The sequence below is a fragment of the Sphingomonas sp. SORGH_AS_0789 genome, from assembly GCF_031453055.1.
Taxonomy (GTDB): Bacteria; Pseudomonadota; Alphaproteobacteria; order Sphingomonadales; family Sphingomonadaceae; genus Sphingomonas.
The window spans coordinates 1,956,415-1,969,920 of record NZ_JAVIYV010000001.1 but is presented as its reverse complement, the minus strand read 5'-3'; the positions used below and the strand labels follow the sequence as shown (position 1 = coordinate 1,969,920).

At 66.5% G+C, this 13,506-nt stretch carries 18 protein-coding genes; 9 read left to right on the top strand and 9 right to left on the bottom strand.

Annotated features, from left to right (window positions below; all coding sequences use genetic code 11):
* Positions 1-7: 7 nt before the first annotated feature.
* A complete protein-coding gene (locus QE360_RS09070) occupies positions 8-751 on the top strand; it encodes an SIMPL domain-containing protein (protein ID WP_309700944.1) in 744 nt (247 codons plus the stop codon).
* 147 nt (positions 752-898) lie between these two features.
* On the opposite strand, the gene QE360_RS09065 is transcribed toward QE360_RS09070, so the two are convergent.
* From QE360_RS09065 to QE360_RS09055, 3 genes are all read right to left on the bottom strand, one after another.
* The gene (locus tag QE360_RS09065) at positions 899-1,156 is read right to left on the bottom strand and encodes a GlsB/YeaQ/YmgE family stress response membrane protein (RefSeq protein WP_042483991.1); all 258 of its coding nucleotides are present in this window, start codon (positions 1,154-1,156) and stop codon (positions 899-901) included.
* Between the two features lie 106 nt (positions 1,157-1,262).
* Positions 1,263-1,562, bottom strand: coding sequence for a DUF1153 domain-containing protein (locus QE360_RS09060; protein ID WP_307104629.1), 300 nt, complete (start codon positions 1,560-1,562; stop codon positions 1,263-1,265).
* A gap of 96 nt (positions 1,563-1,658) precedes the next feature.
* A complete protein-coding gene (locus QE360_RS09055; protein ID WP_405052580.1) occupies positions 1,659-1,889 on the bottom strand; it encodes a hypothetical protein in 231 nt (76 codons plus the stop codon).
* 173 nt (positions 1,890-2,062) lie between these two features.
* Here QE360_RS09055 and mnmA point away from each other — a divergent pair, with 173 nt between their 5' ends.
* Together mnmA and QE360_RS09045 are read left to right on the top strand one after the other, a co-directional pair.
* Positions 2,063-3,160, top strand: a complete 1,098-nt coding sequence (gene mnmA / locus QE360_RS09050; protein WP_309704118.1) for a tRNA 2-thiouridine(34) synthase MnmA — start codon at positions 2,063-2,065, stop codon at positions 3,158-3,160.
* Between the two features lie 15 nt (positions 3,161-3,175).
* Complete coding sequence (locus QE360_RS09045; RefSeq protein ID WP_309700940.1) at positions 3,176-3,448, top strand: UvrB/UvrC motif-containing protein; 273 nt, start codon at positions 3,176-3,178, stop codon at positions 3,446-3,448.
* A gap of 67 nt (positions 3,449-3,515) precedes the next feature.
* On the opposite strand, the gene QE360_RS09040 is transcribed toward QE360_RS09045, so the two are convergent.
* The 3 genes from QE360_RS09040 to QE360_RS09030 all read right to left on the bottom strand — a co-directional run bounded on the left by QE360_RS09040 (position 3,516) and on the right by QE360_RS09030 (position 4,816).
* On the bottom strand, positions 3,516-3,902 hold the full coding sequence (locus QE360_RS09040; RefSeq protein ID WP_309700938.1) for a VOC family protein: 387 nt from the start codon (positions 3,900-3,902) through the stop codon (positions 3,516-3,518).
* 29 nt (positions 3,903-3,931) lie between these two features.
* Positions 3,932-4,378 carry a GFA family protein gene (locus tag QE360_RS09035; protein WP_309700936.1) on the bottom strand — a complete coding sequence of 149 codons (447 nt, stop codon included), beginning with the start codon at positions 4,376-4,378 and terminating at the stop codon, positions 3,932-3,934.
* Positions 4,379-4,447: 69 nt separating this feature from the next.
* Entirely contained in the window at positions 4,448-4,816 is a 369-nt protein-coding gene (locus QE360_RS09030; protein WP_309700934.1) for a hypothetical protein, read from the bottom strand.
* Between the two features lie 118 nt (positions 4,817-4,934).
* Here QE360_RS09030 and QE360_RS09025 point away from each other — a divergent pair, with 118 nt between their 5' ends.
* From QE360_RS09025 to QE360_RS09010, 4 genes are all read left to right on the top strand, one after another.
* On the top strand, positions 4,935-6,179 hold the full coding sequence (locus QE360_RS09025) for a putative DNA modification/repair radical SAM protein (protein WP_307100769.1): 1,245 nt from the start codon (positions 4,935-4,937) through the stop codon (positions 6,177-6,179).
* A gap of 67 nt (positions 6,180-6,246) precedes the next feature.
* Positions 6,247-6,732, top strand: a complete 486-nt coding sequence (locus QE360_RS09020) for a hemerythrin domain-containing protein (protein WP_309700931.1) — start codon at positions 6,247-6,249, stop codon at positions 6,730-6,732.
* A 47-nt stretch (positions 6,733-6,779) separates the two neighbouring features.
* A complete protein-coding gene (locus QE360_RS09015) occupies positions 6,780-8,177 on the top strand; it encodes a UdgX family uracil-DNA binding protein (RefSeq protein ID WP_309700929.1) in 1,398 nt (465 codons plus the stop codon).
* 45 nt (positions 8,178-8,222) lie between these two features.
* On the top strand, positions 8,223-8,855 hold the full coding sequence (locus tag QE360_RS09010) for a DUF3885 domain-containing protein (RefSeq protein WP_309700926.1): 633 nt from the start codon (positions 8,223-8,225) through the stop codon (positions 8,853-8,855).
* A 23-nt stretch (positions 8,856-8,878) separates the two neighbouring features.
* Here QE360_RS09010 and QE360_RS09005 read toward each other — a convergent pair whose 3' ends face one another.
* A complete protein-coding gene (locus QE360_RS09005) occupies positions 8,879-9,676 on the bottom strand; it encodes an aldo/keto reductase (protein ID WP_309700924.1) in 798 nt (265 codons plus the stop codon).
* Between the two features lie 74 nt (positions 9,677-9,750).
* Between QE360_RS09005 and QE360_RS09000 the strand changes: the two genes are divergently transcribed.
* Positions 9,751-10,386, top strand: coding sequence for a DedA family protein (locus tag QE360_RS09000; protein WP_307100779.1), 636 nt, complete (start codon positions 9,751-9,753; stop codon positions 10,384-10,386).
* Here the strand turns inward: QE360_RS09000 and QE360_RS08995 are convergent.
* Together QE360_RS08995 and QE360_RS08990 are read right to left on the bottom strand one after the other, a co-directional pair.
* Positions 10,341-11,756 (bottom strand): hypothetical protein, encoded by a 1,416-nt coding sequence (locus tag QE360_RS08995; RefSeq protein WP_309700921.1) that lies wholly within the window; start codon positions 11,754-11,756, stop codon positions 10,341-10,343. The genes QE360_RS09000 and QE360_RS08995 overlap by 46 nt on opposite strands.
* 62 nt (positions 11,757-11,818) lie before the next feature.
* Positions 11,819-12,295, bottom strand: a complete 477-nt coding sequence (locus QE360_RS08990) for an Lrp/AsnC family transcriptional regulator (RefSeq protein ID WP_309704116.1) — start codon at positions 12,293-12,295, stop codon at positions 11,819-11,821.
* Positions 12,296-12,422: 127 nt separating this feature from the next.
* On the opposite strand from QE360_RS08990, the gene QE360_RS08985 reads away from it, so the two are divergent.
* Positions 12,423-13,487 carry a Glu/Leu/Phe/Val dehydrogenase dimerization domain-containing protein gene (locus QE360_RS08985; RefSeq protein WP_309700919.1) on the top strand — a complete coding sequence of 355 codons (1,065 nt, stop codon included), beginning with the start codon at positions 12,423-12,425 and terminating at the stop codon, positions 13,485-13,487.
* The last annotated feature ends 19 nt before the right edge of the window (positions 13,488-13,506 follow it).

Here is a 13,506-nt window from a genome sequence, read left to right as displayed (position 1 = left end):
GGAGATGATGATGAACAAAATTCTGCTTGCCGCCGCACTGGCGCCCGCCGCGCTGATTCCGGGGGCCGCCTGGGCCCAGAGCGCGCCCGTGCCGACCACGGTCGAGCCGCTCGTCCCGGCGGCGGGCGCGGTCCTCGACGTCTCGGCCGAGGGGCGGACGAGCCGGGTCCCCGACCTGGCGACGATCCGCGCGGGCGTGGTCAGCCAGGGCGCGACCGCCGCCGCCGCGCTGTCCGACAATGCGCAGCGCATAGCGCGCGTACTGGCGGCGGTGAAGCGCGCCGGGGTCGCCGATCGCGACATCCAGACCGCGACCGTGCAGTTGCAGCCGCAATATCGCTATGGCGAGAATGTCCCGCCGACCATCACCGGCTATCAGGCGACCAACACGCTCAGCATCCGTTTCCGCGACATCGCCAAATCGGGCAGCGTCCTCGATGCGCTGGTCGCGCAGGGCGCCAACCAGATTGATGGGCCCAACCTGTCGATCGACAATCCCGATGCCGCGCTGAACGAGGCGCGCACCGATGCCATCCAGAAAGCCCGTGCGCGGGCCGAGCTTTATGCCAAGGCGGCGGGGCTGCGGGTCGCGCGGATCGTGTCGATCACCGAGAATGGCCAGGATGCAGGCGGACCCGAGCGTCCGATGATGATGCAGGCGATGGCGCGCGACGCGGTGGCCAAGACCAGCATCGCCCCCGGCGAGCGCGACGTGACGGTCAATGTCTCGGTCCGCTTCCTGCTGAACTGAACGGACGACGCCCCCATGGCCGATCGGCTTGGGGGCGTCGCTCATGCGGCCGGGACGATCCCGGCGGCAAAAACATATTGTGATACGAGAAGGGCCGCCCGGTCGCCCGGACGGCCCATTCCTTCGTTCGCCTTGTGTCGGGAGCGATTAACGCACCCGGCCGCGACGAACCAGGTTCACGATCGCCAGCAGGACGACGGCGCCCAGCAGCGAAACCAGGAACGACGTCAGCGTCAGTCCGGCATTGTTGATCGAACCGCCCGCAAAGATCAGGCCGCCGATGAACGCACCGACCACACCGACGACGATGTTCAGGAAGATGCCCTGCTGGGCATCGGTACGCATGATGATGCTGGCCAGCCAGCCGATGACACCACCGACGATAAGCCACAGGATAATACCCATTGTCTTTCCCTCCGTTGGGCCCGCAAGCGGGACACGGGGTTTAGACGTGCGAATGGCGTTACTTGTTCCGTACCCGTATCATCAACTCGACGCAAAAATCGATTTGTCAATATTTCTGCTGGCGCTCGTAAAGGGTGCGATAATGCTGGATGCGGGTCACGCGCAGGCCCGGCATGCCCGACCGGTCGATCGCGCGCTGCCATCCCGCAAATTCCTCGACCGACAGGCCATAGCGGTCGCACACTTCATCGACCGACAGCAATCCGCCATTGACGGCCGCCACCACCTCCGCCTTGCGGCGGACCACCCAGCGGGTCGTGCTGGCCGGCGGCAAGGTTTCGAGCGTCAGCGGTTCGCCGAGCGGCCCGATTACCTTGGCAGGGCGGATCTTCTGGTTCTCGATCATCATGCAACCTCGTCGGGGCTCCCTACCCCATATCGTCTACCAGGGAATGGGTAACACAGGCCGTTGAACACGGCTTAAAACCAACCGGTTAATTCTTCATTTACCCTGACTCCATTCGGCAAGAGCCCGTGCCATCGCCCCGTTGAACGCCCCGTCCAGCGGGGCGAACAGCGCCGGATCGACCAACTCGCGGGTAAAGCCCGCCTGCACCACGGCCGTATGACTGGCCGCCTGCCGCGCGGTCGCGCCGACCATCAGCACCGCCAGATCGGGCGGCAACACCGTCAGTTCGGTATCCCGATCGAATCTGTTGAAGCTGAGATCCAAAAGCGCCATCCATATTGTGGGTCGGCCCTCCTGTTACTGGACGGGTATGAAAGCCGGGTAAAGGCCCATCGCATTGGCCCCGTTTTTCAGGCCCCTGTCACCCCTTTCCCCATCGGCTGCCCCGATTTTTTGCATGCCCGGCCGGAAAGGCGTATGGGAGCGCAATGGAGCAGATGGTGGATTTCCAGCTTGGGGGCGATCCCCGGGCGCGTCGGATCGTGGTGGCGATGTCGGGCGGGGTCGACAGTTCGGTCGTCGCCGCGCTGGCCCATGCCACGGGGGCCGAGACGATCGGCGTCACCCTCCAGCTCTACGATCATGGCGAGGCGGTCGGCCGCGCCGGGGCCTGTTGCGCGGGCCGCGACATCCGCGATGCGCGCGCGGTGTGCGACCGGCTGGGCATCGCGCATTACGTCTTCGACCATGAGAACAGCTTCCGCACCCAGGTGGTCGATCGCTTCGCCGACGAATATCTGGCCGGGCGCACCCCGATCCCTTGCGTCCAGTGCAATATGGGGCCGAAATTCACCGACCTGCTGGCCCTCGCGCGCGATCTGGGCGCCGACTGCCTGGCGACCGGCCATTATGTCCGCCGGGTCGAAGGCGCGAGCGGCGCGGAGCTGCATCGCGGGGCCGATCCGGCGCGCGACCAGAGCTATTTCCTGTTCGCCACCACCCAGGCCCAGCTTGACTTCCTGCGCTTCCCGCTCGGCGCGCTGCCCAAGTCGCGGGTGCGCGAGATCGCGGCCGAACTGGGCCTCGGCGTCGCGGCCAAGCCCGACAGCCAGGATATCTGCTTCGTCCCCGATGGCGATTATGCGGGCCTGGTCCGCAAGCTGCGTCCCGAGGCCGATACGCGCGGCGACATCGTCGACCTGTCGGGCACCAAGCTGGGCGAGCATCGCGGCCTGATCCACTATACGGTCGGCCAGCGGCGCGGGCTGGAGATCGGCGGCAGCCCCGAGCCGCTCTATGTCGTCCGGCTGGAGCCCGACACCCGGCGCGTCGTCGTCGGCCCGCGCGTGGCGCTGGCGGTGGAGGCGGCGCGGCTGAGCGCGATGAACATCCTCGGCCCGCTCGACGGCCCGCTCTTCGCCAAGGTCCGCTCGATGGCCAAGCCGGTGCCCGCGCGCATGGTCGGCGACCGGCTGGTCTTCGACGCGCCCGAATATGGCGTGTCGCCGGGCCAGGCGGCGGTGTTGTACGACGGCGACCAGGTGCTCGGCGGCGGCTGGATCGCCGAGACCGAGGCGGCACGCATCGCCGCCTGACGCGTTTATCGGGTCATGACCGGGCCAAGCATCGAAGACCTCCGCCGCCAGATGGACGCCGCCGCCGAACGCCTCGACTTCGAGGAGGCGCGGGCGCTTCGCGACCGGATCAACCTGCTGCGCGGCGGGGCGGAGGATATCAGCGTCGACACCAGCGGCCTGACCCGCCAGCAACCCGGCGCGATGGGCCTGGGCACCAGCCAGTCCCGCCCCGAACGCCCCGAAGGCTGGGTACCGCCCAAAAAGCCCGACCCGATGACCAAAGGACGCAGGCGGCGACAGGGTTGAAGGCGGGCGGGGCGGCCGATCCCATAATTCCCACATACCTTACCAGGGTATCAGCCCTGTGAAGGGCTCACAGGATTCCCGTCTCCGTATCGATACGCCACGGCGGATTGCGGCGATTCGGACCGGCATGGAACAGGCAAAGCCGGTTTCCGGAAGGATCGAGCAGTCGCGCCTCTCGCCAGAGCCAAGGCTGATCCTGCGGTTCCGATACCAGCGTGCCGCCCTGCGCCTTAAACCGCGCGGCGGTCGCGTCCACGTCATCCACCTCGAAATAGATGATCGGCCCCTCCGGCGACACATGGTCTTGCAGATGGATCGAAAAGGTTGCCTCGCCCTCTGGCAATTCGAAGCGGGCATATTCGCTCCGCGCCGATACGATCAGTCGTAGCCCCAATGCACAATAGAAACGCACGCTCGCGTCGAAATCGGTCGCCCCGACCGTTACCTGATTCATCCGCATGTTATCCTAGCCCCCATCTCGGTTCATGACCGCTCCTCAGCCTGTTCCACGGGAATGAATCGGAGCACCCCGGCCTGCCGGGCGGGAGCATGGGTATCGCTGGGATGGTTGACGCCGTCATTGACCGGCACCTCGCCAAAGTCGAACGGGGACACACCCTCCAGACAAGCGACGTTCACACCATATTGGTTCGGGTTGGATCGCCGCTGGTGATGCGTGTAGATGCCGCATATCGAGCAGAAGAAATGCTCGGCCGTCCGCGTGTTGAAGCGATAGCTGGTAAGCCATTCTCTGCCTTGAACGATCGTGACACCGCCCATTTCGGCGGAAACGACAACGGCACCGCGCATCCGGCAATAAGAACAGGTGCAGCGGCGGACGGTGTTGAAGCCATCACTGAGCTTCGCCTCGAAACGGACCGCCCCACAATGGCATTGGCCCGGCCAGTGATTCTCCACATTCCCTGCCATTGCGACTCCGAGCCTCACTGACGTCCTTGCGAGATCATAGGGACGGCAGGGGCAGGAGCGCCAATGCTTTCAGCTTGGCGCCTGGTTACAGCCAAACGGCAAAGCCCCGCGATATTCCGGCTTCACCGCCGCGAGGATCGCGCGCGTTACCGGCAACGTCACTTCATAAGCCCGCTCGGCATAGGAGCCCGCGACATAGGGGTCGGCGATCAGCCCGATCCGGTCGATCGCGCGGCCATTGGTCGATCCCAGCAATATTGTCAGATTCTTGACCTGGGGACAGACATTCATTGACGACACATCACCCTGGTTCCGCCGCCGCTGCTCCGCCTTTAACCGCGCGCAATAATCGGTCCGGATGGCCGACTGGAGAGCCGCTGCTGCCGTCACCTGCGCCATCGCCGGACTGGCGATGCCCGTCAAAGTCAGCGCGATCATGATCCTTCGCATCGTCCGTCTCCCCTCGATCCGGCCAATCTGGATCAGACGGGCTGTACGGTCGATGACCGGCCCGGTTCCGCTTGTCGTGCCGCGCGGGCGAACATATATCGAACACATGGCGCAACTCGACACCCGTGAGAAGCTGGCGATCCTGGCGGATGCCGCGAAATACGATGCCTCCTGCGCCTCGTCGGGCACGTCCAAGCGCAACAGTCGCGACGGCAAGGGGATCGGCTCGACCGAGGGCATGGGCATCTGCCATGCCTATGCGCCCGATGGCCGGTGCATCTCGCTGCTCAAGATCCTGCTGACCAACAGCTGCATCTTCGACTGCCATTATTGCATCAACCGCAAATCCTCCAATGTCCGCCGCGCGCGGTTCACCGCGCAGGAGGTGGTGAACCTCACCCTCGCCTTCTACCGGCGCAATTATATCGAGGGGCTGTTCCTCTCGTCGGGCATCATCAAATCGTCCGACTACACGATGGAGCAGATCGTCGAGGTCGCGCGGAGCCTGCGCGAAGATCATGGCTTTCGCGGCTATATCCATCTGAAGACCATTCCCGACGCCGATCCCGAACTGGTGCGGCTGGCGGGGGTCCATGCCGACCGCGTATCGATTAATGTCGAGCTGCCGACCGTGGGCGGGCTCCGCCGCCTCGCACCCGAAAAGGATGCTGCTCGGATCGAAGGCGCGATGGCCGATGTGAAGACCGCGATCGAGGATCGGGCGGACGCCTCCAAACGCTATAAGTCCGCCCCCGGCTTCGCGCCCGCCGGCCAGTCGACGCAGATGATCGTCGGCGCCGATGCCGCCACCGACCGCGACATCGTCGGGCGCGCGGCGACGCTCTACGACCGCTTCCGGCTGCGCCGCGTCTATTATTCGGCGTTCAGCCCGATCCCCGACGCCTCGGCCGTCCTGCCGCTCCAGCGCCCGCCGCTGATGCGCGAGCACCGGCTATACCAGTCCGACTGGCTGATGCGCTTCTACGACTATCGCCCCCATGAGGTGGCCGCCGCCGCCGACGAGGCGACGGGCATGCTGCCGCTGGACATCGATCCCAAGCTCGCCTGGGCGCTCAAATTCCGCCAGCATTTCCCGGTCGATGTGAACCGCGCCCCGCGCGAGATGCTGCTGCGCGTGCCGGGGCTGGGGGTGAAGGCGGTGGACCGGATCATCGCCACCCGCCAATGGCGCAGGCTGCGGCTGGAGGATGTCGGGCGGCTGACCGTCTCGATCGCCAAGCTGCGCCCCTTCCTGATCGCCGAGGACTGGCGCCCGGTTGCGCTGGCCGAGCGGGCGGACCTGAAGCCGCTGGTCAAGCCGCGCGGCAAGCAGCTCGAACTCTTCGGCTGAGTGAGAGTGATTCGCGGGTGAAACGCGCGTCGCGCTTCGCCGTTGGTCGCGCGAAGGAGACAAGGCCATGGCCACCGCCGACATCTATGCCGATCTGAAGCGCGACCACGACAAGCAGCGGGAAATGCTCAAGGAACTCGCCGAGCTGAAGGGCGACGGAGCCAAGCGCAAGAAGCTGTTCGAGGCGTTCCGCATCGAGATCCAGAGCCACGCCGCCGCCGAGGAGGAGTCGCTCTATGCCACCATGCTGGGCGAACCCGAGCTGCGCGACGATGCCCGCCATTCGGTGTCCGAGCATAAGGAGATCGACGATCTGCTCGGCGAGATGATGGACCTCGACTTCGCCTCGGACGAGTGGGAGTCCAAATTCTTCCACATGCGCCATCGCTATGAGCATCATATCGACGAGGAAGAGGAAGAGATGTTCCCGGCCGCCGAAGAGGAACTGGACGACGCGACCGAGAAGAAGCTCGCCGAAATCTACGAGGAGCGCAAACCCATCGAGGCGAAGGAGGCCAAGGCCAATCCGCCGGGCGGAGACGAGCGCGATTGATCGGGAGCGACCTTCATCCTCCCCGCCACGGGGCGGATTGACGCGCGATGCGCATCATAACCCTTTCTGCCCCCGATGATTTCGACGCGTGGCGGGACGCGGCGCGTGGGTTGATCGCCGACGCCGTGCCGCCCGATCAGGTCGTCTGGCAGGTCGGCGAGCAGACCGCCGACCTGTTCGGCGCCGTTGCGGAGGAGAGGCCGACCAGCCCCGCGCCGCGCTTCACGGTCGCGCGCGGCTTCATCGACCTCGCGCGCAGCGTCATCCTGTCGAACGATCCGGAGCGTTTCGCGCTGCTCCACACCGCGCTCGACCGGCTGCGGCGGCAACCCCGGCTGATCGAGGACCAGGCCGATCCGCTAGTCCGCAGGCTCGACCGGCTCGCCAAGGCGGTGCGGCGCGACATCCACAAGATGCGCGCCTTCCTGCGCTTTCGCGAGACCGAGGATGACGACGGCCCGCGCTATGTCGCCTGGTTCGAGCCCGAGCATCATATCGTGCGCGCCAATGCGGCCTTCTTCGTCAACCGCTTCACGACGATGCGCTGGTCGATCCTGACGCCGGAGGTGTCGCTCCACTGGGACGGCAAGACGCTTTCGGAAGGGCCGGGCGCCAGCAAGGCCGACGCGCCCGAGGGCGATCCGACCGAGGCGGTGTGGAAGACCTATTATGCCAGCATCTTCAACCCCGCGCGCGTGAAGATCGGCGCGATGTTGAAGGAGATGCCGCGCAAATACTGGAAAAACATGCCGGAAACCGCGTTGGTCCCGCAACTGATCGCAGGCGCGCAGGCACGGGAGACGGGCATGATCGACACCGCCAGGGTGGATGTACGGACCGGACGCGGCGGCAATGCGCAGGCGGCCTGGGCGGCGCTGCGCGATGAGGCGATGGGCTGTACCCGCTGTCCGCTTTACGTCCCCGCCACCCAGACGGTGTTCGGCGAAGGTCCGGTGGACGCGCCCCTGATGTTCGTCGGCGAACAGCCGGGCGATCAGGAGGACCTGGCGGGCCGCCCCTTTGTCGGTCCTGCCGGACAGGTCTTCGACCGCGCGGTGGCGGAGGCGGGGATCGACCGCACGCGGGCCTATGTCACCAACGCGGTCAAGCATTTCAAATTCGAGCCGCGCGGCAAGCGGCGTATCCACACCTCGCCCGATGCGGGGGAAATCCAAGCGTGCCGCTGGTGGGTCGAGCAGGAACGCCTGCTGATCCAGCCGCAGGTGACGGTCGCGCTGGGCGCGACGGCGGCACGCTCGCTGTTCGGCAAGGCGATGACGATCGGACGCGAACGGGGCAAGGCGCTGACCCTGCCCGATGGCGGAACCGCGTTCATCACCGTCCATCCCAGCTATCTGCTCCGCTTGCCCGATCCGGCGGCGAAGGAGGTCGAATATGCGCGGTTCGTGGAGGATCTGAGGCTGGCGGCAGGGGCCATTGCCTAGGTCAGAATAGCGTGCCACCCATGCTCCCTGATGATAGAGGAACGGATGGCGTCTTCATCGCTCGAACAGCTTTGGTCGTTCCTCTGGACGAGACGTTTTACCGATCACGAAGCGCGACTGCGTTTCGAGCTGGGCGGGGACATATGGGGTGCCGACCATTACCCGATCCCCCGCTTCCTCCAGGCACTCCATCGTGCCACAGCGATTGCCGACGTGCTTTTCCCAAACGGCTGCCACGCGGTGGTCGCCTCGATCAAGGGTTCGACACAACCGGAAGACTTGCACGACGAATGGCGCGAGGACGGTTTTTCGCGTTTGCAGGCAAGCGGGTTTTCGGCGGCCTACATGAGCGAGTGGCAGAGCATAATCTATCCGGACGATTCTGATGACGCCTATTGCTGGACCCTTCGCGGTTGTCGGTTGGGCGACGACAGGATCGCACGCGACTGCCTGATCTGGCACGGCATCGCGGCGGAAATGCCAATATCGCCTAGTGCGCCGGTCGTTGCATTCCTGCTCGATCCCGATGCAGGTACGATGCTCCATATTTATGATGATCGCGGCATGGACGTCATGGCGTGCGACGCCGTAAAGCTGAGCAGGTTGCAATCAACCCATGCGAGTTGGCTTCTCGAGGATGACCGCACGGCTATGGGCAGGCTGTTCGATCCAAGCTGACCATTCCCATGCGGCGGCCGCTGCTACATCTCCCGCGGGTCCGGCCCGATCCGCCCCTCGGCATCGTCCAGTGCATCGATCGCGGCCATGTCCTCGTCGTCCAGCGTCAGTTCGGTCGCGGCGAAATTGTCCGCCATATGCGCCGCATCCGCCGCCTTGGGGATCACCGACAGGCCATGCGCCAGATGCCAGGCGAGCACCACCTGCGCCGCCGAGCGGCCATGCTTGTCCGCAATGGCAACGATCTCGGGCGTCTTCAGCAGTTCGCCGCCCTGCCCCAGCGGGCTCCAGCTCTGGGTCACGATGCCCTTGGCCTGATGATAGGCGCGCGCCTCGCGCTGCTGGAAGCGGGGGTGGAGCTCGATCTGGTTGACTGCGGGCACCACGCCCGTCGCCGCGATGATGCGGTCGAGATGCTCGGGCAGGAAGTTCGACACGCCGATCGACCTGGCCTTGCCCGCCTCGCGAAGCGCGATCAGGCTTTGCCATGCCTCGACATAGGCGTCCTCGGCGGGGACCGGCCAGTGGATCAGATAGAGGTCGACCGCCTCGACGCCGAGCAGCGCCAGGCTCTCGTCCAGCGCCGCTTCGGCATCGCGGTGGCGGTCGTTCCACAGCTTGGTGGTCAGGAACACGTCCGCATCGCGAAGGCCGTCGCCCACGCCGCGCTCATTGCCATAAAGGGCGGCGGTGTCGACCAGACGATAGCCGGTATCGAGCCCGCGCCGCACCACCAGCGCGACCTGCGAATCCGGAATCTGATAGGTGCCCAGCCCGATTTGCGGCATGGTGCGATCGTCGTTCAGGGTCAACATCGTCATGCGTCCCAAACCGGCCGCACGCCCATGCGGTTCCGATTGACCCTGCCCCGCCAATCGCGCAAGTCGCTGGCCCCATGGTCGAACAACTTCTTTCCGCACTGGCGAGCTTCGCCATCTGGGTCATCTCGTCGGGCGGCTATCTGGGCATCATGCTGCTGATGGCGATCGAGAGCGCGTGCATTCCGCTGCCCTCCGAGATCATCATGCCCTTTGCCGGCTATCTGGTGTCGACCGGCCAGTTCAATCTCTATCTCGCCGCGACGGCGGGGGCGCTGGGGTGCAATCTGGGTTCGATCGTCGCCTATGAGATCGGCAAGCGCGGCGGGCGGCCGGTCGCCGAGCGCTGGGGCAAATACCTGCTGATCGGGCCGGGCGAGCTGGATGCGGCGGACCGGTTCTTCGCGCGATACGGCTCGATCGCGGTGATGATCGGGCGGCTGTTGCCGGTGATCCGCACCTTCATCGCCTTTCCGGCGGGGGTGGCGCGGATGCCGCTGGTGCCGTTCCACCTCTATACCTTTCTCGGCAGCTGGCCCTTCTGCCTGGTCCTGGCGATCGTCGGGCGCGAGCTGGGCGAGAAATGGGATTCGGACCCGCGCGTGAAGGCGTTCTTCCACCGGGCCGATCTGGCGATCGGGATCGTGCTGGTCCTGCTGGTCGGCTTCTATGTCTGGCACCGGGTGCGCGGGCTGAAGCGCGCGCAGGACTGAACCAGCCACAGGGCGAGCGGGATCGCGATCGCCGCCCATAGATAAAGGCCGTTCCAGCTTGTCCATCCCCACCATTCGGAGGGGATGGTGCGCAGATCGCCGAAGCGGAACCGCAGCTGGATCACCGCCTGCCACCAGGCCCAGCGATAGCCGGGCGGCGCGAAGATCTCCGCCGCCGCGATGGTCAGGTTGATCGCGACCGAACCGAGCAGCAGCATCGCCAGCCCGACACGCTGCCACCCAGCCCGCGCCATCGTCCAGACCGGCGCCAGCCCCAGCGCCGCCACGCCCGCCAGCGGCATCGCATGGCGCGGCCCGGTGGCATTGCCGCCGTCCCAATAGACATAGGCCGCGTTGACCAGCAGCGCGACGACCGCCACCCCGGCCGCCGCCAGCGCGATCCCGCGCGTCGCCCGCGCCTCCCCCAGCCGCCACAGGCCGACCGGCGCGACCAGCAGCACCGGCGCCACCCAGAACAGCCCGCGCGTCGGCCCGACCAGAATTGCGCGCAGCACCGCCACGCGCGGCACGGTCAGCCCGAACAGCCCCTGGTCCATCCCCTCGAACCCGACCACGCCCGAATAGCCGATGCGGAACAGCGTCCCGAAGGCGAAGAAATTATAGGCGGCGAGCGGCAACAGCCCCGCCACTCCCGAGACGATCAGCGGCAGCAGCGCCTTGGGCGTCGCGCGATACTTCCACGCCGCCCACAGCCCGATGACCGATCCCGCCAGCACCGCCTGATACTCGACCACCACCGCCCAGCCGAGCGCCAGCCCCGCCACCGCCATCCACCGTCCGCCGCCACGCGCGACGCCCACTAAAGCGATGACGAACAACGCCGCGACCGCCGCATGGCCCAGCAAGGTGGTGGAATAGCCCCAGATCGGCGTCCCCAGCGCATAGCCCAGCGCCGCGAACAGCGCCGCCCCCGCGCCGCCGGTCAGCGTCAGCGCCAGATCGAACAGCAGCACCGCCGCGATGGCGGTCAGCAGCGCCGATCCGGTCGCCGCCGCCACCCGCGTACGCAGCTTCAGATAGGCGACGAAGCCGGGGTCGACCGAGCTTGGTATATGCCGCCCCGCGCGGTCGCCGGTAACGAGGTCGGTGATCGCCACGGCGGGCAAGGCCATCAGGGTCATACCCGGCGCCTTGTCGAGATAGGCATGGTTGCCGAACTGCGCCTTGTCGATGGTCAGCGGCGCGAAGGGATCGATGCTCGCGGTGCCGTTCTCGACCATGCGGATCGCGGCGAACAGCCGGGTCGCGTTGTTGGGATTGAACTCCCACGACCCGAACCAGGCACCGCTCAGCCAGACCAGCAGGAACAGGCCGATCCGAATCCTCCCCAAGCCCTGCGTCCGCGCCATATCGTCTCCGCCGCCTGTCGTGGCCGGGCGGTATCGGGACCGCGCGTGCCGGGCAAGCGTCGTTACGATCCGGGCCCGATCGGCAGCGAGGTGGTCGACTTGATCTCCGACAGCGCGACGGTGGAGTTGATTTCCTGCACCCCCGGCAGGTTCGACAGCCGCTCGAAGAACAGCCGTTCATAGGATTCGATATCGGCCGCCACGATGCGCAGCATGAAGTCGACCGACCCCATCAGCACATGGCATTCCATCACCTCGGGCACTTCGCGGATCGCGGCGGTGAATTCGTCCAGATTGGCGCGGCCATGCGCATTGAGCTTCACCTGCGCGAAGATCTGCGCCTTCAGCCCGACCTTCGTCCGGTCGACCAGCGCGACGCGCCGCTTGATGATCCCATCCCGCTCCAGCCGGTCGATCCGGCGCCAGCAGGGCGAGGCCGACAGGCCGACCGCCTCGGCGATGGCGGCGGTGGACAGGCTGGCATCCTCCTGAAGCAAGGCGAGGATGCGGCGTTCCCAGATATCGAGGTCGTGCGGCATAACCATTCCGATAAATCGCCTTATCGGGTCAATTCAACCGATCTTTCGCGTCGAAGCCCCCAAGATGGACCAGAAACACTCGGCCGGGGCCGCTAGATTGCTTTCAACAGATCAAGGGAAGACCAACATGTCGCGCACCGCACCAGACGCCCACAGCCTGCCCCCCGAAGAGGTGGTGTCGTTCCACGACGCCGACACGGGGGCGAGCGGGGTCATCGTCCTCCATTCGACCGCGCTGGGCCCGGCGGCGGGCGGATGCCGCGCCTGGCATTATGCTAGCGACCGCGCGGCGACCGTCGATGCGCTGCGCCTGGCCGAAGGAATGGCGCTGAAGAATGCGCTGGCCGACCTGCCCTTTGGCGGAGGCAAGGCCGTCATCCGGTTGCCGCAGGGCGATTTCGACCGGGCGGCGCTGTTCCGCGCCTTTGGACGGACGGTGCGCGAGTTGAAGGGACGCTATGTCACCGCCGAGGATGTCGGCACCTCGGTCGAGGATATGGGCATGGTCGCCCGGGAAACGCACCATGTCGCCGGGCTTCCCGCAAGCGGCGGGCGGCCGGGCGGCGATCCCTCGCCCTGGACCGCGCTGGGCGTCGCACAGGCGATGCAGGTCGCGGTCCGGCACCGGCTGGGCGCCGAGCTATCCGACGTGACCGTCGCGGTGCAGGGGCTGGGGCATGTCGGCTATGCGCTGTGCGAATTGCTGCATGAAATGGGTGCGCGGCTGATCGTCGCCGAACCGCGCAGCGAGGTGGCGGCGCGCGCCGCCGATCGCTTCGGCGCGATGGTGATGAGCAGCCGCGCGCTGCTGTCCGCGCGGGTCGATGTGCTGGCGCCTTGCGCACTGGGGGCGGTGCTCGATGCCGAAACCGTGGCGGGTCTGCGCGCCAGCGTGGTGTGCGGCGCGGCGAACAACCAGCTGGCCAGCGAGGACATGGCCGACCGACTGGCCGAGCGCGACATCCTCTATGCCCCCGACTTCCTGGTCAATGCCGGGGGGATCATCAATGTCGCGGGCGAATATCTCGGCTGGCGCGCGCCCGACGTGCGCAAGCGGGTACAGGGCATCGCGCTGCGGATGGAGGAGACGCTGGCCCGCGCGGCGCGCGACGGCGCCACCCCGCATCATGCCGCCCGCGCCATCGCGCAGGACCGCATCGCAAACGCCCCGCGCCAGGCGGTCGCGGCGTGACGATCGGGGGCGTCGACGG